Here is an 18,217-nt window from a genome sequence, read left to right as displayed (position 1 = left end):
TCGTAAATTGTAAATCGTAAAATCGTAAATATATTAATGAAAGCGTTAAGAAATTATCTCGACAAGATAAAGCCGAACTTTGAGGAAGGCGGCAAATTCCACGCATTTCGTTCGGTGTTTGATGGCTTCGAAACATTCCTGTTCGTGCCCAATGCCACTTCGAAATCGGGAACGCATATTCACGACTCCATTGACAGCAAACGCATCATGTCGATGGTGGTCATTGCGTTAGTACCGGCGCTGCTGTTCGGTATGTATAACGTAGGTTACCAGCATTTCCACGCTACCGGTGCTGCCGGAGGCTTCTGGGAAATGTTCATCTACGGTTTTCTGGCTGTATTGCCAAAAATCATTGTATCTTATGTAGTAGGTCTCGGCATTGAGTTCGTAGTGGCTCAGTGGAAGAAGGAGGAGATTCAGGAAGGCTTCTTGGTTTCCGGTATCTTGATTCCGATGATTGTTCCGGTAGACTGCCCGTTGTGGATTCTGGCGGTGGCTACTGCATTCTCTGTAATTTTTGCTAAGGAAGTATTCGGTGGTACGGGTATGAACGTGTTCAACGTAGCTTTGATTACCCGTGCATTCTTATTCTTTGCTTATCCTACGAAGATGTCCGGTGATGCCGTTTGGGTATCGGGCGACAGTATCTTCGGTCTGGGACAGTCGGTAGATGGTCTGACGGTAGCTACTCCGTTGGGTGCAGCCGCTACCTCGGGAGCCGTTCCGGAGTTCTCCTGGGACATGGTGACCGGCCTTATTCCGGGTTCCATCGGTGAGACAAGTGTTATCGCCATCGCTCTGGGTGCCATTCTGCTGTTGTGGACGGGTATTGCAAGCTGGAAGACGATGTTCTCCGTATTCGTAGGCGGTGCCTTCATGGCATGGGTGTTCAATGCAATCGGTCCCGACACTCCGATGGCACAGATGCCTTGGTACGAACACCTCGTGCTGGGTGGTTTCTGCTTCGGTGCCGTGTTCATGGCTACCGACCCCGTTACATCGGCACGTACAGAGACCGGTAAGTATATCTTCGGATTCCTGATTGGTGCCATGGCTATCATTATCCGTGTGCTCAACCCCGGTTACCCCGAAGGTATGATGCTTGCCATCCTGCTGATGAATATCTTCGCTCCGCTGATTGACTACTGTGTGGTACAGGGTAACATCAGCCGTCGCGAGAAACGTGCAATCAAGTCTAACAATTAAATACCGGAAAAGAAATGAATACCAATAGTAATAGTTATACTATCATTTATGCTTCGGTAATGGTTGTTATCGTTGCATTCCTGCTGGCATTCGTAAGTTCTTCCTTGCGCGAGACGCAGAACAAGAATGTGGAACTTGACACGAAGAAGCAGATTCTTGCTGCACTCAACATCAAGGACGTGAAGGATGCCGAAGCTGAATATAATAAATATGTAAAGGGCGATATGCTGATGAACGTTGACGGTACTCTGACAGAGAATACCGGTGCATTTGCTACCGCTTACGAGAAGGAAGCCAAAGAAAATAACCGTCTGCACGTATTCGTGGCAGAGGTTGACGGTGAGAAGAAATATGTATTTCCCGTTTACGGTGCCGGTCTTTGGGGCGCTATTTGGGGATATGTTGCACTGAACAGCGACAAGGATACCGTTTACGGTGTTTACTTCTCCCATGCCAGTGAGACTCCGGGTCTGGGTGCCGAAATTGCCAGTGCGCACTTCCAGGGAGAGTTCCCCGGCAAGAAAACGTTGGAGAACGGCGAGGTAGTCCTCGGTGTTGTGAAGAACGGCAAGGTAGAGAAACCTGACTATCAGGTGGACGGCATTTCCGGTGGTACCATCACTTCTGTAGGTGTGGATGCCATGTTGAAGGCTTGTCTGAGCAGCTACAAAAACTTTTTAACTAATAATAATGAGGAGGAATAAGAATATGGGACAATTGTTTTCAAAGAAGAATAAAGAAGTATTCTCTACTCCGCTGGGACTGAACAATCCCGTTACCGTGCAGGTATTGGGTATCTGTTCTGCTTTGGCTGTTACTGCCAAACTGGAGCCTGCCATTGTGATGGGTCTTTCAGTGACGGTGATTACAGCATTCTCCAATGTAGTGATTTCACTGCTGCGCAAGACGATACCCAACCGTATCCGTATCATCGTTCAGCTGGTGGTTGTTGCCGCGTTGGTAACTATTGTAAGTGAGATTCTGAAAGCTTTTGCTTACGATGTAAGTGTGCAGCTTTCTGTATATGTAGGTCTGATTATTACCAACTGTATCCTGATGGGACGCTTGGAAGCATTTGCCATGCAGAACGGTCCCTGGGAATCTTTCCTTGACGGTGTGGGTAATGGTTTGGGATATGCCAAGATTCTGGTAATCGTAGCCTTCTTCCGCGAGCTTCTGGGTTCGGGAACGCTGCTCGGTTTCAACATCTTGAACTATGAACCTCTGCAGAAGTTGGGCTATGTGAACAACGGCTTGATGCTGATGCCGCCAATGGCGTTGATTCTCTGCGCTTGCATCATCTGGTATCAGCGTGCACGTCACAAAGAATTGCAGGAAAAGCAGTAATAAATAAATGAAGAATGAAAAATGAAAGAATGAAAAATGGGCTGCTCTGCTGCAGTACAAGTTCTCATTGCTTTAATTCTTTAATTCTTTAATTCTTAATTTATCGAAGAGATATGGAACATTTAATAAGTTTATTCGTCCGCTCTATCTTTGTGGACAACATGATATTCGCGTTCTTCCTCGGTATGTGTTCTTACCTTGCCGTATCGAAGAATGTGAAGACTGCCGTAGGACTGGGTATCGCCGTAACTTTCGTGTTGGTGGTTACGCTTCCGGTCAACTATTTATTGCAGACCAAGGTGCTGGCTGCCAACGCAATCATTGAAGGCGTTGACCTCAGCTTCCTGAGCTTTATTCTTTTCATTGCTGTAATCGCAGCTATCGTTCAGTTGGTGGAAATGATTGTAGAGCGTTTCAGCCCTTCGCTGTATGCTTCACTGGGTATCTTCCTGCCGCTGATTGCTGTAAACTGTGCCATCATGGGTGCTTCTCTTTTCATGCAGCAGCGCATCACGCTGGGTGAGAGCGACCCGAAATTCATCGGTGGCATTGCTGATGCTGTCTCTTATGCGTTGGGCTCCGGTATCGGTTGGTTGCTGGCTATCGTGGGTTTGGCTGCCATCCGTGAGAAAATGGCCTATTCTGACGTTCCTGCTCCGTTGAAAGGGCTGGGCATCACGTTTATCACTGTAGGTCTGATGGCAATGGCATTTATGTGTTTCTCTGGTTTGAACATCTAAAAGAAAGGAATAAAACAATGGATATGAATATGATATTAGCAAGCATTGGAGTATTCCTCGTGGTTGTCATCCTGCTTGTTGTTATCCTGCTGGTTGCCAAGAATTTCTTGGTGCCTTCGGGTAATGTAAAACTGACTATCAATGGTGATAAGGAACTGGACGTAGCTTCCGGTTCTACATTGCTGAATACGCTGTCTGTAAACGGTGTGTTCCTTTCCTCCGCTTGCGGTGGTAAAGGTTCCTGCGGACAGTGCAAATGCCAGGTAATGGAAGGTGGGGGTGAAATCTTGCCTTCTGAGACTCCGCACTTCAGCCGTAAGCAAATACAAGATCACTGGCGTCTGGGTTGCCAGGTGAAAGTGAAAGGCGATATGGCCATCAAGGTTCCCGAAAGCGTACTGGGCGTAAAAGAGTGGGAGTGCGAGGTTATCTCCAACAAGAATGTGGCTACGTTCATCAAAGAGTTCATCGTTGCATTGCCCAAAGGCGAGCACATGGATTTCGTTCCGGGTTCTTATGCGCAGATTAAGATTCCTAAATATTCGATGGATTATGATAAGGACATCGACAAGAGCCTTATCGGTGATGAGTATCTGCCTGCATGGGAGAAATTCGGTCTGCTGGGCTTGAAGTGCCGCAATGACGAAGAAACCATCCGTGCCTATTCTATGGCCAACTATCCTGCCGAAGGCGACCGCATTATGCTGACGGTACGTATCGCCACGCCTCCGTTCAAGCCGAAAGACCAGGGCCCGGGCTTCATGGATGTAATGCCGGGTATCGCTTCTTCTTATATCTTTACCCTGAAACCGGGTGATAAGGTAACCATGAGTGGCCCTTACGGAGACTTCCATCCGATATTCGACTCCAAGAAGGAGATGATGTGGGTCGGCGGTGGTGCCGGTATGGCTCCGTTGCGTGCACAGATTATGCATATGACGAAGACACTGCACACTACAGATCGCGTGATGAATTACTTCTACGGTGCACGTGCATTGAATGAAGTGTTCTATCTGGAAGACTTCCTGCAGATTGAAAAGGATTTCCCCAACTTCAAGTTCCATCTTGCACTGGACCGTCCCGATCCGGCAGCCGATGCAGCGGGCGTGAAGTACACTCCGGGCTTCGTACACAACGTAATTTACGAGACTTACTTGAAAGACCACGAAGCTCCCGAAGACATCGAATACTACATGTGTGGTCCCGGCCCGATGTCGAAGGCTGTTGAGAAGATGCTCGACGACCTCGGCGTTCCGGCTCAGAACCTGATGTTCGATAACTTTGGCGGATAATCTTCCTTGTCCGTCTTGAGATAAAAAAACTCCGGCTTGTCCTTCAGGGCTTTGCCGGAGTTTTTTGTTCGGGGCATTTCCTCTCTATTGAAAGAAAGTGGAGTGGATTCTTCGTCGCTTTTTCTTTATTCCTTGATATGAATCGGTGCATTTGCCAGAATGGCTGTTACTTCTCCGGTGGTAATTCCTGTTGACACAGACCTCGTATGAACGGTTCTTGGTGAAGGAGAATGCGGTCTTTCAGAGTTTTCATGTTGGATGTTTTATTGAATGTTATTGTTTTCCTCTTCTGTTTCTTCTTGAATGGTGTCTTTGGGCAGCAATCTTGGAGAAATGCGTTTCTTGGGAGTGAGGCTCATGCCTTTCAGCATTTCGGCTTGGCGCACTACGCTGCCGTTACCGTCCGAGAGCTGGTTGAAGGCTTTGTCGTAATCCCTTTGCAGACTGGCCAACCGGTCGCCGATACCGAGGAAGGTATCGGTAAAGCCTGCAATCTTTTCATATAAGATGGTGCCGCGCTTGATGATGGCCTGCACATTCTTTACCTGGTTCTCCTTCTTCCAAAGGTCGAGCGAGAGGCGCAGGGCACTAATCAGGTTGGTGGGGCTCATCAGTACCACCTTTTTGTTGTAGGCATATTCCCAGAGGTGGGCATCACTTTGGATGGCGAGGAGGTAGGCACCTTCGGTGGGGATGAACATCATAACGAAATCCGGTGATTGGGCGTCATAATGCGAGTAGTCTTTATGGCTGAGCTCGTCGATATGGGCGCGGACGGATTGCAGGTGTGCTTTCAGGAAGTGTGCCTGCTCCTCCTTGCTTTCGGCAGAGGTGTAGGCAGCATAGGCAGTCAGCGACACTTTGGAGTCGATAATCATTTCCCGTTCGTCGGGGTACTTCACGATGATGTCGGGCTGCATCTTCTGCCCGCTTTCCTCGTTGATGATGGCTTCGCCCCGTTCGTCTTTTAGAAACTCCTGGCGGAAGTAGTGTTCGCCTTCAATCAGTCCGGAGGCTTGCAACAGACGTTCCAGAATCATTTCGCCCCAGTTGCCTTGCATTTTGGAGTCTCCTTTCAGGGCACGGGTCAAGTTGTTGGCATCTTCGCTGAGGCGGTTGTTCAGCTCCATCAGTTCCTTGATGCGTTCACCCAGCGAGAAGCGTTCTTTGGCTTCGGTGCTGTATACTTGTTCCACCTTTTGGCGGAAGTCCTTCAGGTTATCGCCCAGCGGGCGGAGCAGATTGCCCAGGTGTTCGGTATTCAGCCTGGTAAAGTCTTCGGCTTTGCTCTGGAAGATACGGTTGGAGAGATTCTCGAACTCGGTGTTCATGCGCTTGTGCAACGCTTCGGCTTCTTCCTTCTGCAGCTTCAATAATTCTATTTCCTTCTTTGTCCCGCTGATTTCTGCCCTCAGTGCGGCAGACTTGCGGTCTGCCGCCAGATAGCCGACTACGGTTCCGATGATTATCCCTATAATCAGTAATACTATCTCCATAGGTGTTTTGAAGTGTCCGCCTTATTGTGTCAATATTTCGTTTCCGTCTTCAGTAATCAGGATTTGGCTTTCCCATTGGGCAGAAGGCAGTCCGTCGTCTGTGCAGACGGTCCATCCGTCGGCTTCGTCGATAAAGACTTCGTAGCTTCCCATGTTAATCATCGGTTCGATGGTGAACGTCATGCCCGGCACTATCAGCATGCCCGTACCACGTTTGCCGAAGTGTTCCACATCCGGTTCTTCGTGGAACTTGACGCCGCAGCCATGTCCGCAGAGGTCGCGTACCACGCTGTATCCGTTCTTTTCCGCATGCTCCTGGATGGCGGCGCCTACGTCACCGAGGCGTGCCCAGGGCTGTGCGGTCTGTATGCCTATGTCACGGCATTCTTTGGTGACCTGTACCAGTCTCTGCATGTCGGGGCTGACTTCGCCAATCATGAACATGCGTGATGCGTCGGCAAAGTAACCTTTGTAAATGGTGGATACATCGACATTTACAATATCACCGCTTTTCAGGAATTCCCTGGTGCTGGGAATGCCGTGGCACACTACATCGTTGATGCTGGTGCACACACTTTTGGGGAAGCCTTCGTACATGAAGGGGGCGGGGATGGCGTCGTGGTCTGTGGTGAAGCAATACACCATATGGTCAATTTCGGCTGTGGACATGCCTTCGCGAATGTTCTCGGAGAGATAATCCAGCAGGGCCGTGTTGATTTTGGCGCTTGCGCGGATACCGGCCAACTGCTCCTCGGTGCGGAGTGCGCTTCGCATCGGCAGTTTATATCCTTCTTTCTTATAATGTTGAATTTTGGCTTCTACTTCGTCGGAATAGTTTTTAGGAGTAAACCGGACTCCTTTCATGAACTTTTTCATTGTCTTTTCTTTTTTATGAGACTGCAAAAATACACAATAATGCAGGTGCTTGTACTATCAAGAGCCGAAAAAACATTCGTTTTCTTTATCCCGATACCAGCTTAGAGGGTATTCACCACTTTTATTTCGCTTCTTGAACTGTCTATCCTCCGTACTTGTATCTGGGTCTTTATGCGCTCTTTCAGTCCTTCCACGTGACTGATGATGCCTACCTTCTTGCCGCCCATCTGGTGCAGTTTTTCCAATGTGTCCATAACGGTGTTCAGGTAGTCGCTGCTCAGTGTGCCGAAACCTTCGTCGATGAACAGTGTGTCTACCGAGAGGCTCTGGCGGCTGAGGGAAGAAAGTCCGAGGGCAAGTGACAGAGATACTAGGAAGCTTTCGCCGCCCGATAAGGTGCATGCCGGACGTGCCGCACCTCCTTGATGGAAGTCGCGCAGCAGGATGGTGAGCGAACCGGCCTGGCATTCCAGTTCGTAGCGGTCGGTCAAGCGTTGCAGATAGAAATTGGCGCCTGCCAGCAGTTCTTTCAAGACGAAGCTCTGGGCTATGTTGCGGAAGTTCTTTCCCCGTTCGTCACCGAAGTGACGGCAGAGGCGGTCCCACTTCAGATACTCTTCGCGTAACCGGTCGGCACGTTCCTTTTCTTCCTTTATCCGGTCGATGTTACGGGTGTTTTCTTCCAGGCGTAACTTCTGCTGGCCGATGGATTGGTTGCCGACGGTTATCTTTTCTTCGAGATTCGCGATGAGTGCATCCAGGGTTTCGAGGTTCTCGTTTTCTTCTATTTCGGGCTTCCGGCTGATGTGCTCTTCCACTTGTCCGGTGGCCAGATGAAAGGCGGTCGATGCAGCTACTTCTTCCTCTTTAAGTGTCTGCAATGAGGCACGCAATGCTTCTATCCGGGAGCCGGACCAAGCGGATAGGACGGTGATACGCTCCTCGTCGAGAGTGGGGTTGGCGGCATAGAACCCGGTTAAATCCTTTTGCAGCCTTGCCATTTGTTCTGCGGTGGAGGATATGCTTTGTTTCAGTCCGCTTGCTTGTGTATTCAGATTATTCCAGGCAATCCCCAGGTCCTTGATTTCCATTTCCTGTGTTGCTGCAGGTGCGTTGCGCCAGTCGGGGAATGCGGCATCGATGCTTTCCTTGTTGATGTTTATCCCTTCCAGCTCTTTGTGGATAAGGGCAATGGCGGATTTCAGTTCTCTTTGTTTTTCCTGCGCCAGACGGTAGTTGCGCGTAGCTTGCGTCAGGCGGTCAATAAAGGAGAGGGGGGAGTTCTCCCATTCCGTGTTCCATCCTTCCCAGAGGATGTGGGGAGTGACGCGGTCCATGGTGGCACGTATGTTCTCCTTTTCGTTGGCGGTGAGCGACTCGTAATTGACGATGTTGTTTTTCAGCTCATTCAGCACTCTGTCGGCAGAGTTGAAGGCTTGGCGTGCAGCGTCCACATGTTTTTGGCATTCGTCCTTTTGCCGTTGCAGAGTTATGATTTGTGCGCTGAGCATTTGAACTTCAGTGAGCTTTTCGTTCAGTTTGTCTGCTTCCAGCTTGTTCTCTTCCAGTAGCTTCTTCAGGGTTTCGCCGGTGGTTGTGGAGAGGCCGATGCCGTTGCATTGGGCGCATTTGGCTTGTGCGTCAGTGTGGGCAAGGTTGTAGCTCCGGAGCGCTCTTGCTGTGGACTGACGGGCATTCTCTGCCAGCGTTCCGTAGGTATTGGATTCTGTCCGGTTGTTGTTCAATGCCTGCTCGGTTTCCTTGTATTCTTTCTCTTTTGTTTCCAGGGAGGTGCGTATGGGAGCAAGGACAGACTGGAAATCTTCATCTTTGCAAAGCGATTTTATTTCTTGTCCGCACACGGGGCAAGTATCCCCGACGACAAGCCGGGAGCGTGTTTCCTTTGCCCACTCTTCTACGGCTTCCTTTTGCTTGTCGTAGAGGGTGCGGATGTCATCATAACTTGTTTTCTTGCTGTCGAATGCCGTTTGCAGGAGGACGTATTGCTTTTGGCACGCCTCCACTTTGGCGTTCAAAGCCTTTTCGTTTTCCTTCGCCTCGTTCAGTGTCCTTTCCGTTTCAGCCAGTAAAGACAAGGCGCTCAATGCTTGCAGCAGGTTCTCCCGTCCGGCATCGAGTTTGTTTTTCTTGTCTTGCAGGGCAGGGCGGTCCATGGTTTCAAGCTGCTTGTTCCGGAGGTTTATTTCGTTTTGCAATGTATGGTTCTCTTGTTCTTTCCGGGTGAGGGCAGCTTCCTTGTCGGTACGCTCCTTGACTTTTACGGGTTGTTGCGCGGCAAGTCTTTCAAGGTGCGCGTTGTAGGTGCCGATGCGTGTTTGGGCATCGAGTGCGGATTTTAGGCCGGTAATGATGGATTGGCTTTGCTCGAACATGGGCAGTAAGGGCGAATGCTCTTGCAAGTACTTCTCGGCACGATGCAGCTTGTCTTCTTGCTCTTTCAGGAAACCGCATAGCCACTTGCTTCCTCCGTCCAGCCGGGCAAAGGATGCTCTTAACATTCCGGCTTGTGCATGGTTCTGTTGTTGCTGCTGTTGCTGCTGTTTCAAGGTAGAGAGCCAGTTGCGGGCGTCGGCGGTGGCATTCCATTCTTTAATCAGGAGTTCTTTCTGTTTGAATTCGTCCGATTGCAGTTGCGCTTGCTTCCCTTCCCACATCTTCTTTTGCTGTTCACGGGTGAGGAGGAGTTCGGAGTATTTCTTCAGCCAGTCCCTTTTTGCGAGGGCGATGGTTTTCTGCTCATTGGCTTCCTTGACTCCAGCATTTTGCGTGGCTATGGCTTCCTTGATTGCAGTGACTTCTTCTTCTGCCAGGATGTGGATGCCTTCCAGCTTCCGGTTCTGGTTTTCGTATTCCGTCCGTCTTTCCTTGGTGGCGGCATATATTTCGGCACCTATTTCGGAGTAGATACTTGTACCGGTCAGCTTTTCCAGAATATCCGATTTTTCGCTTTCCTTGCTTTGCAGGAACTTGGTGAAGTCGCCTTGCGCCAGCATGGTGGTGCGGCAGAATTGTTCGAAGGTCAACCCCACTGCAGCTTGTATTTCTGCCTTTATCTCATTCTTTTTGTTGAGCTGTGCGCCGCTTTTCTTGTTTTCCAGTGTCCAGCGCACATCTTGCACGGCTCCTGAAATCTTGCGGTGTGCCCGTGCCACGTACCATCGGGCGGTGTAGGGCGTTTCGTTCGAGCCGGTAAACTCCAGCTCCGTCCATGCTTCACTGGTGTTACGGCGCATCAGTTGCCTGCTGTCGTTGATGGCAACATCTTCCTTTTTGGCAGAGAAAGTCTGGCTCAGGTCTTTGTATTTTTCGTTCTCGGCATGGTCCATGCGGGGCGTTTCGTTGTAGAGTGCCAGGCAGATGGCGTCGAGAATGGTTGTCTTCCCTGCACCCGTCTCACCGCAGATAAGGAAAAGGGATTCCTCGCTTAGCGGTCCGTTCTCAAAGTCGATGACGGCATCTTCTATGGAGGCAAGGTTCTTTATGGTGAGTTTCTGGAGTTTCATGTTCCGGACAAATGATTAGGAGTTGTTCTTGCTTTTCACTTTTTGCATGACAGTCTCCATCAGCTGGCAAAGTTCTGGGTCCATCTCTTCTCCTTCGGTTTCGCGGTAGTAGAGTCTGGCTATTTCCAGGGGAGACATTTCCTGCATCTCTTGGATGGAGATAGGCTTGCTCTCGTCAGTGTCGGCCTGCCGCTCTCGGGTAGTCTTGATGTAGCAATATTTGCATGCCTTGCCTTTGGCGGCGTTCGAGGCTTTTTCGTTGCAGTCGGGGGGCAGGTAGCCTTTTGTCAGCACATTCAGACGGAGGTATGCAGGTTTCTCTTCCGGATATTCTTCCAGCAGTTTCAAGGCGTCTTCGAAAGGTGTCGGGTCATGGGGAAGTGTGACGAGCGGAATCGGATTTTCAATTTCCCTTGTACTGATTTGTGGCTCTGCCCCTTTCTCCAACTCGATGATGGAGACGGAGTGCGGATAGGTTTCGTCGAAGCTGACGGGGAGGGGAGTGCCGCAATAGCGTGCGTGGTGATGACTGCCTTTGATGTCCTGAGGGCAATGGATGTGTCCGAGTGCCAGGTAGTCGTACCCTTCTCCCATAGCGCTGAGGGGAACATACTCTATTCCGCCGATACTCTCATCGTGCCCGCTACGGTCGCTGCCTTCAATGGAGAGATGGGCCATGAGGACGACGGGAAGCTGTGCCGTATTCCGTTTCTTCACTTCGTCCAGCAGTGCCTGGAAGAAGCGTGCCTGCCGTTGGTCGCGCGGTGTTTCAGTGTCCAGCAGGGGGAAGTTTTGCGGATAGACGTGGGGCACGGCAATGACGTAGCCTATTGTCTTTTTTTCATTGTTTATCTCGATGATATGCTTGTCCAGATTCACTTCCTCGGCTGTACGTTCGATGTTTCCCACGACATTCAGGCCGAAGTGCTGCCAGAGGCTGCTGTCTATCTCCAGTTTCGAGCTGCTGTCGTGGTTTCCGGCGGTGACTACGATGGCCATTCCGGGGCAGGCTTGATGGATGTTCAGCATGGCGTCGGTGTACATCTTCTGCGTGGCGGCAGCGGGAGAGGAGTAGTGGTAGATATCTCCGCTTACCACCATGGCGTCGGGCTGCTCTTCGGTTACTATGCGGGTGAGTTGCCGTAGGAAGGCCTGCTGTTCGGCGGTACGGTCGTAGTTGTAGAGGGTGTGTCCCAGGTGCCAGTCGCTGGTGTGTAGTATCTTCATTGTTTTTATGGTTTCAATGGATGTGGGTTATGGTTTCCTTAGAATATAAATCTTGTGTGTTCCTCGTCCTTTGTAGTCGATGCCCGATTCGGGATTGGCTATCCATTCGCGCAACTCGCGGGAGGCGGCAGACTTCAATAAGCCGGTCAGTTGGCAATAGTCGGCTTGGGTCATGAAGCTGTTCTTTTCCAGGTATTTTTTTGCCCGTTCCAGCCGTTCCTGCGGAGAAAACACTTGTGAGGAGCGTTGGAATTTGTCGGTGGAACGTTTCAGGTGGCAATGGCGAGCGGTACGGTACAGTAGTTCTTTGTCCACCTTGAAATGTATGTCCTTCAGGCAGATGCTGACGGCGTTTCGCTTGGTGTCTCCTTCTTCGCCCGTCTCCCGTTCACGGTCTTGCCGCAGACCGAGGGCAGGGGTGAATACTCCTAAGTTGTCAATCTTCACGGAGTAACCTTGCCCCATTTGGTAGGCTATTTCGTCGGTGATGGCTTGCATCAGTCCGATGATGTCTCCTCGTGTGAAGGATGAGGCGTATGCTATCTTTTCGGTGATGGTTTCCAAGTCCACCTGCCCGTATAGTTTCATTCGTGGGTAGAGAATGCGTTTGCCGTCTTCTCCCGGCAGGTTCAGTTCCTGCATGTTGTATTCTGCCATGATGGTAGCGTTGTTATGAGGTTCGTTTGTTTATTGGGGCTTACAGAGTTTGTCCCAAGGTTGCGGATGTGTATGCCAAGGTTGGGGATTTCTATCCCAAGGCTTGGGATAGACAAACCAAGGGCGAAGGTAATTCTTTATCTCTATACTTGCAAACTTTACTATTAGTAGTTAGGAAGTTTTTTATTGGTAGTCGGGAAGTTTTTTGTTATAGGTTTGAGAGAGGAATTGAAAAAAACGTTATCTTTGTTACATAAGAGAAGTGCATGAATGATGAACAAAACTAAAATTAAGCGATATATGAAACATTATCCGGACTTATTATTGTTGTTTGCCTTATTGTCCGTTACCACAATGATTAAAGCACAAATATCGATAAGACCTTATAGCGAATGGGAAGCAACCCAGTTTGTTGCAGTGAACGGACATCAGCCCGAAGACTATGTAAAGCCAGATAATAATTGGGAAATACTATACAATTTACGGACTCCACGTACTCAAGCCGAACTTCGTGAAATGGGTATTAAATGCTCTGATAGCCAATTATTGTTATTGGAAGTAGGTGGACTTGTCAGTAAAACAAAAGGAAAATGGAAAGCTACTATACCCATTCTCGACAAAGAACAGACCAATTCTCTAAGAAGCTTAAGTAAGGAGATTGCTGAATCCATGTATGTCAAAACAAAGGCAGACTTTATATCATTGGCACAAACTATCAGTGAAATGGGATTCAAGAACAATGTACTCTCACTTGTTTTTTCATACCTTCTGGATGGAAAAATGTGGACAAAGTTAGTCTTGTTTGAGGATGTTGACAATTATACAAGCTGGAGTGGCTGTTACTGGGTATTATACGAATCAAGAAATGGCTTTGCATGCGGTACGAATGGTTTCGGAGAACAGAATTTGATTTTGACTTACATCAATAGCGGCATTGCTCCTGACAACGACATTATGGACCATTGTGCTGATGAAATAGCACAATTCGGAAAAGTAACAGATGCCAAACTCGTTTCTCAGTTAAAACCTTATGGGCTGGTAGATGATAATGGAGATGTATTATTTCCTATTATAAAGAAACGGCAAGACCGCTTTCATCAAATAACTGAAAAATTGGTAAACTCTATCAGTGCGGAACTAAAGAATAATTGTGGCTCCTTAGCAAGCCAATATGGTATTGACAATGAAAAAGTGGCAATGGTGATGCTGTACCATGAAATCATGTGGGATTTGGTAGATAATCTGATTCAAGATAGGATAATCTTCACTCCAGCTATTTTCAAAGATGAAGAATCGAATAAAGAACGATTGAATGAAGTCGTTTTCTTCATAGAAGGAGGATTAATGCAATAATAATTCGATAGAGAAAAGGACATTTGACTTTGAAGAGTTTTCTGTAAATGTATTTCAAGTGCATAGAAAATAGCCAATTAAAAATAAAGAATTATGTACGAATGGGCCAATGAAATGAACTGTGCCGTAACTGTATGCGACACAAAGGGAATCATCCTATATATGAACGAGAAAGCATGCCGTACGTTTGCCAAACACGGTGACCTGATAGGCAAGAATCTCTTTGATTGCCACAACCCGCAATCGCAGGCCAAGATACGCGAACTGCTGGAGACGGGGGAAGTGAATGCCTACACCATTGAGAAGAACGGTGTCAAGAAAATGATTTATCAGACGGCATGGAAACAGGACGGAGTAGTCGGTGGCCTGGTGGAGATTTCGATGGAAATACCCGGAGAGATGCCACACTATATGAGAAAATAACAAAATGATATATGATATGAAAACACTTTCTAATTCAGAACTGACAATTAAAGTCTCCCCACATGGGGCCGAGTTATGCAGTATCTTGCATGATGGAAAAGAATATCTTTGGCAGGCAGACCCCGCTTTCTGGAAACGGCATTCTCCGGTGCTTTTTCCCATTGTAGGCAGCGTTTGGGAGAATGAATACCGTCACGAAGGCGTTTCCTACGCATTGACGCAACACGGTTTTGCCCGCGATATGGATTTTGAATTGATGCTTGAACTGGAAGATGAAGTGCGTTATCGACTGGTTGACAGTGAGGAAACACGCAAGAAATATCCTTTCCCGTTTTGCCTTGAGATAGGCTATCGGATAGAGGGAAAGAAGATTGAGGTGCTTTGGAAAGTCATCAATACCGGAACACGCGAAATGCACTTCCAGATAGGGGCCCATCCGGCTTTCTATTACCCGGACTATGATACGGAGACAACGGACCGTGGATATTTCGGCTTTGATAAGACGGAAGGTTTGCACTATATCCTTATCTCCGAGAAAGGATGTGCCGCTCCGGATAAGGAATATTTGCTTGAGTTGACAGATGGCCTGCTGCCTTTGGACATCCACTCCTTTGATAAAGATGCCCTGATTCTGGAAAACAGTCAAGTGAAAGAAGTTACATTATATAATAAGGAGAAGAAGCCCTATCTCAGTCTGTATTTCGACACTCCGGTGGTGGGGTTGTGGTCGCCTCCGGCCAAGAATGCTCCGTTTGTCTGCATCGAGCCGTGGTACGGGCGTTGTGACCGTGCCCATTATAAGGGCGAATATAAGGATAAGGACTGGATGCAGCACTTGGCGCCGGGAGGAGTCTTTAAAGGTGGGTATACAATTGATATAAGATAAAAAATGAAGAAGGATACTGAAAATAATTCGGTATCCTTTTTATTTGGAGAATGCAATGTCATTATCTTTGCGCCCGGTAAAAAATATAGGTTGTTTTTTAAGGTATGAAGAAGAGTCTTATTGCATTGGCGTTCGGCACATTGGGGCTAGGGATTGCCGAATTTACGATGATGGGTATTTTGCCCTATGTGGCTACTGATTTGGGAATCAGCATTCCCGTGGCCGGTCATTTCATTTCTGCGTATGCGTTGGGTGTTTGTTTTGGTGCGCCCATGCTGCTCCTGGCCCGTAAACGCCCGTTGAAGCAGATTCTGCTGGTCTTGATGGCATTAATGATTGTGGGTAATATTTGTGCGTCTATGGCACCCAATTATTGGGTCTTGCTGTTGGGACGTTTTGTTTCCGGACTTCCTCATGGCGCTTATTTTGGGGTGGCTTCCATTGTTGCGGGAAAATTGGCTGATAAGGGGAAAAGCTCGGAGGCGGTTTCAATTATGATAGCGGGAATGACTGTGGCCAATCTGTTTGGGGTGCCGTTGGGTACTTCGTTGAGCCATACACTGTCTTGGCGTGCCACGTTTCTGCTGGTAGGTGCCTGGGGATTGATAACATTGTACTACATTTGGCGTTGGGTACCGCAGGTCGAAGGACTGAAAGACACGGGATTTAAAGGACAGTTCCGTTTTTTGAAGAAGCCGGCGCCGTGGCTCATATTGGGAGCTACGGCTTTGGGCAACGGTGGCGTATTCTGCTGGTATAGCTACATCACCCCGTTGCTGACCGAGGTTTCCGGTTTTAGTGCGGAAAGCATTACAGCGCTGATGGTACTGGCAGGATTCGGAATGGTTGCCGGCAATCTGGTCAGTGGGCGCATGTCCGACCGGTACACTCCGGGGAAGGTAGGTACGGTGGTGCAAGGGATGATATGTGTTATTTTATTATTGATATTTTTACTCTCGCCCCATCCGTGGTGTTCGGCAATATTGATGACACTCTGTACGGCAGGTTTGTTTGCCGTCTCCAGTCCGGAGCAGGTGTTGATGATTCGTGTGGCCCCTGGAGGAGAAATGTTGGGAGGCGCTTGTGTGCAGATGGCCTTCAATTTGGGGAATGCTATCGGAGCCTATATCGGAGGTCTTGCCTTGAGTGGAGGATACCGTTATCCCGCATTGGCAGGCGTACCGTTTGCACTGATGGGATTTATTTTATTCCTTGTCTTCTACAAGAAATTCCAGGATAAGTATTAAGTGTTTCATTTTTTTTGTGTATGTTTGTCCGCAAGTATTAACTAAACTCGATAACTTATGAAGACTTTGAATTATGTGAAGATATTGCTGTTGTGTGTATTTACGATTGGGCTGGCGTCTTGTGGGGATGATGTGTATTATACTATGCAGAATAGCGACGACAAATTGTGTGGGAAGACGTGGATAGAAGAATATCAGACGGAAAACAAAGATGGAGTTGAAGTGTTATGCAGTCATCAGCTGAAGTTTGCCAAGGCTGATAATTCTGGACAGGAAATCTGGGAGTATTATCGCGGAGGCGAGTCCCGTCCCTATGAAACGACTTCACGTACTTTTACTTGGAAATGGATGGATAAGTCTATGGAGGGGTTGACTCTGAATTATGGTGCCGGTGAAATCAAGTACTTTGATAATGTATGGGTGCGCGAACATTATTTATCCGGTAAACTGGATGGAGTGGTTGTTATGATGGTAGATGCTAATTATAAATAAAGTATGGCTTATGAATAATATGTTGAAATACACAAAAATGTTATTGTTGTTTGTCCTTGTATTAGGATTGACATCATGTGATAGTGAGGAAGAAACGGAATATAATCTGCCCGGTGAATGGTATACATCTGAAGAAATAGATTTCGGGGCATATACTTGGGGTAGGGGGACGATTATGACCTTTAACGCGCGCAACCAAGGTACTATTGGTTCATATGGCGACCCGAATTATTTGCTTTTCAGATGGAATTGGGTTAGTGGGGCTTACAATCTGATGGAATTGGAATTCTATGATGATGGCAGCATGGCTTACATTGAAGGAGCCATGGCTGATTCTTATTCTTTCAGTGGTACTTGGTATAATAGCTGGAGGGAATATCAAGATAATATTCACGGACAGCCTTTTCGTATGCGTCGGCAATGACGACATGCTTATCAATAAAAAACGGAGCAAATCAATTGCTCCGTTTTTTATTGTATGTCAGCTTTTTACTTATTCTTCAAAACCAATTTCTTGAACTCTCCCGGATAAGGTGTTTCAAACCGCATCAGCTCTCCCGTGACGGGATGATAGAAACAGAGTTTGAAAGCATGCAGGGCCAAGCGTCCGATAGGATTTACGTCTTCCAGTCCATAGCGTCCGTCGCCGATAATGGGATGCCCCAAATCCTGCATGTGTACACGTATCTGGTTTTTTCGTCCCGTTTCCAGGTTCAGTTCAACGAGAGAGTATCCATTGGCTCGTTTGATGGTACGGTAATGCGTAATGGATTCTTGTCCCCCGTCATCTGTCGGACTTGAATATACATACAGCTTGCGGTCTGTCAACCAAGAAACCACGGTTCCTGCATCTTTTTCCATCTCGCCGACCACTACGGCTACGTATCGCCGGTCTGTTACAATGTCATGCCAGTTATCGCGTAGTGTACGTTGGGTCTTCTCGTCTTTGGCAAACATCATCAAGCCGGAGGTGTCACGGTCCAGGCGGTGCACGATGTGTACACGGTGCTGCTTGCCCGAGCGTTGCACGTATTCATTCAAGATGGTATAGGCGGTACGTTCCTTTTGCCGGTCAGTGTTGACGGACAGCAAACCCTGCATCTTCTCTATCACGATGATATAGGCATCCTCGTATACAATCTTCATCAGTTTATGGTTGAACTCTTTACGTCCCTTCTCACGGCTGATTTGTACTTTCATACCCGGTTTCAGAGGAAAATTGTATTGTGTAGTGATAACGCTGTCCACATATATAATGCGTTTGCTCAGCAATGATTTCAGCTTGGTGCGGCTGGCGTCCGGCATTTTAGCTGCCAGAAACTCCATGAGCTCCATCGGTTCCTTCACCATGTAGTCCGTATATTGTGTGCGGGCTCTTGCTGTAATTTTTTCTTTTGCCACGACTGGTTTTAATTTACGATTAGACAATTTACAATTTACGATTGAAAACT

At 48.1% G+C, this 18,217-nt stretch carries 17 protein-coding genes; 11 read left to right on the top strand and 6 right to left on the bottom strand.

Features of this window, described 5'->3' with window-relative positions:
* Positions 1–36: 36 nt before the first annotated feature.
* The 5 genes from DWX62_RS06270 (at position 37) to nqrF (ending at position 4,585) form a co-directional block, all read left to right on the top strand.
* Positions 37–1,206, top strand: a complete 1,170-nt coding sequence (locus tag DWX62_RS06270) for an NADH:ubiquinone reductase (Na(+)-transporting) subunit B (protein ID WP_005828314.1) — start codon at positions 37–39, stop codon at positions 1,204–1,206.
* 14 nt (positions 1,207–1,220) lie between these two features.
* The gene (locus DWX62_RS06265) at positions 1,221–1,910 is read left to right on the top strand and encodes a Na(+)-translocating NADH-quinone reductase subunit C (RefSeq protein WP_044468080.1); all 690 of its coding nucleotides are present in this window, start codon (positions 1,221–1,223) and stop codon (positions 1,908–1,910) included.
* A gap of 4 nt (positions 1,911–1,914) precedes the next feature.
* Complete coding sequence (locus DWX62_RS06260) at positions 1,915–2,553, top strand: NADH:ubiquinone reductase (Na(+)-transporting) subunit D (protein ID WP_005836455.1); 639 nt, start codon at positions 1,915–1,917, stop codon at positions 2,551–2,553.
* Positions 2,554–2,666: 113 nt separating this feature from the next.
* Entirely contained in the window at positions 2,667–3,293 is a 627-nt protein-coding gene (gene nqrE / locus DWX62_RS06255; protein WP_005828321.1) for an NADH:ubiquinone reductase (Na(+)-transporting) subunit E, read from the top strand.
* Between the two features lie 17 nt (positions 3,294–3,310).
* Complete coding sequence (gene nqrF, locus DWX62_RS06250) at positions 3,311–4,585, top strand: NADH:ubiquinone reductase (Na(+)-transporting) subunit F (RefSeq protein WP_016272690.1); 1,275 nt, start codon at positions 3,311–3,313, stop codon at positions 4,583–4,585.
* A 263-nt stretch (positions 4,586–4,848) separates the two neighbouring features.
* Here the strand turns inward: nqrF and DWX62_RS06245 are convergent, their stop codons facing one another.
* The 5 genes from DWX62_RS06245 to DWX62_RS06225 all read right to left on the bottom strand — a co-directional run bounded on the left by DWX62_RS06245 (position 4,849) and on the right by DWX62_RS06225 (position 12,365).
* Positions 4,849–6,081: a DNA recombination protein RmuC gene (locus DWX62_RS06245; protein ID WP_008663263.1), complete on the bottom strand. Its 1,233-nt coding sequence runs from the start codon at positions 6,079–6,081 to the stop codon at positions 4,849–4,851.
* Positions 6,082–6,102: 21 nt separating this feature from the next.
* On the bottom strand, positions 6,103–6,957 hold the full coding sequence (gene map / locus DWX62_RS06240; protein WP_005828329.1) for a type I methionyl aminopeptidase: 855 nt from the start codon (positions 6,955–6,957) through the stop codon (positions 6,103–6,105).
* Positions 6,958–7,058: 101 nt separating this feature from the next.
* A complete protein-coding gene (locus DWX62_RS06235) occupies positions 7,059–10,481 on the bottom strand; it encodes an AAA family ATPase (protein WP_120172650.1) in 3,423 nt (1,140 codons plus the stop codon).
* A gap of 15 nt (positions 10,482–10,496) precedes the next feature.
* A complete protein-coding gene (locus tag DWX62_RS06230; protein WP_120172649.1) occupies positions 10,497–11,708 on the bottom strand; it encodes an exonuclease SbcCD subunit D C-terminal domain-containing protein in 1,212 nt (403 codons plus the stop codon).
* A gap of 27 nt (positions 11,709–11,735) precedes the next feature.
* Positions 11,736–12,365 (bottom strand): HU family DNA-binding protein, encoded by a 630-nt coding sequence (locus DWX62_RS06225; RefSeq protein ID WP_009036951.1) that lies wholly within the window; start codon positions 12,363–12,365, stop codon positions 11,736–11,738.
* Between the two features lie 300 nt (positions 12,366–12,665).
* Here DWX62_RS06225 and DWX62_RS06215 point away from each other — a divergent pair, with 300 nt between their 5' ends.
* The 6 genes from DWX62_RS06215 to DWX62_RS06190 all read left to right on the top strand — a co-directional run bounded on the left by DWX62_RS06215 (position 12,666) and on the right by DWX62_RS06190 (position 17,190).
* On the top strand, positions 12,666–13,718 hold the full coding sequence (locus DWX62_RS06215; protein WP_243636248.1) for a hypothetical protein: 1,053 nt from the start codon (positions 12,666–12,668) through the stop codon (positions 13,716–13,718).
* A gap of 93 nt (positions 13,719–13,811) precedes the next feature.
* Positions 13,812–14,141: a PAS domain-containing protein gene (locus DWX62_RS06210; RefSeq protein ID WP_022401044.1), complete on the top strand. Its 330-nt coding sequence runs from the start codon at positions 13,812–13,814 to the stop codon at positions 14,139–14,141.
* A gap of 16 nt (positions 14,142–14,157) precedes the next feature.
* Positions 14,158–15,027: an aldose 1-epimerase family protein gene (locus DWX62_RS06205; protein WP_005836467.1), complete on the top strand. Its 870-nt coding sequence runs from the start codon at positions 14,158–14,160 to the stop codon at positions 15,025–15,027.
* A 104-nt stretch (positions 15,028–15,131) separates the two neighbouring features.
* Positions 15,132–16,274, top strand: a complete 1,143-nt coding sequence (araJ, locus tag DWX62_RS06200) for an MFS transporter AraJ (RefSeq protein ID WP_120172647.1) — start codon at positions 15,132–15,134, stop codon at positions 16,272–16,274.
* Positions 16,275–16,331: 57 nt separating this feature from the next.
* Entirely contained in the window at positions 16,332–16,766 is a 435-nt protein-coding gene (locus tag DWX62_RS06195; protein ID WP_005828348.1) for a hypothetical protein, read from the top strand.
* A gap of 10 nt (positions 16,767–16,776) precedes the next feature.
* Entirely contained in the window at positions 16,777–17,190 is a 414-nt protein-coding gene (locus DWX62_RS06190; protein WP_005836471.1) for a hypothetical protein, read from the top strand.
* Positions 17,191–17,255: 65 nt separating this feature from the next.
* Here the strand turns inward: DWX62_RS06190 and DWX62_RS06185 are convergent, their stop codons facing one another.
* Positions 17,256–18,167, bottom strand: a complete 912-nt coding sequence (locus DWX62_RS06185) for an RluA family pseudouridine synthase (RefSeq protein ID WP_008663283.1) — start codon at positions 18,165–18,167, stop codon at positions 17,256–17,258.
* Between the last annotated feature and the right edge of the window lie 50 nt (positions 18,168–18,217).

The organism is Bacteroides sp. AF20-13LB, assembly GCF_003603065.1.
GTDB lineage: Bacteria > Bacteroidota > Bacteroidia > Bacteroidales > Bacteroidaceae > Bacteroides > Bacteroides uniformis.
This window is presented reverse-complemented; position numbering and strand designations above follow the sequence as displayed.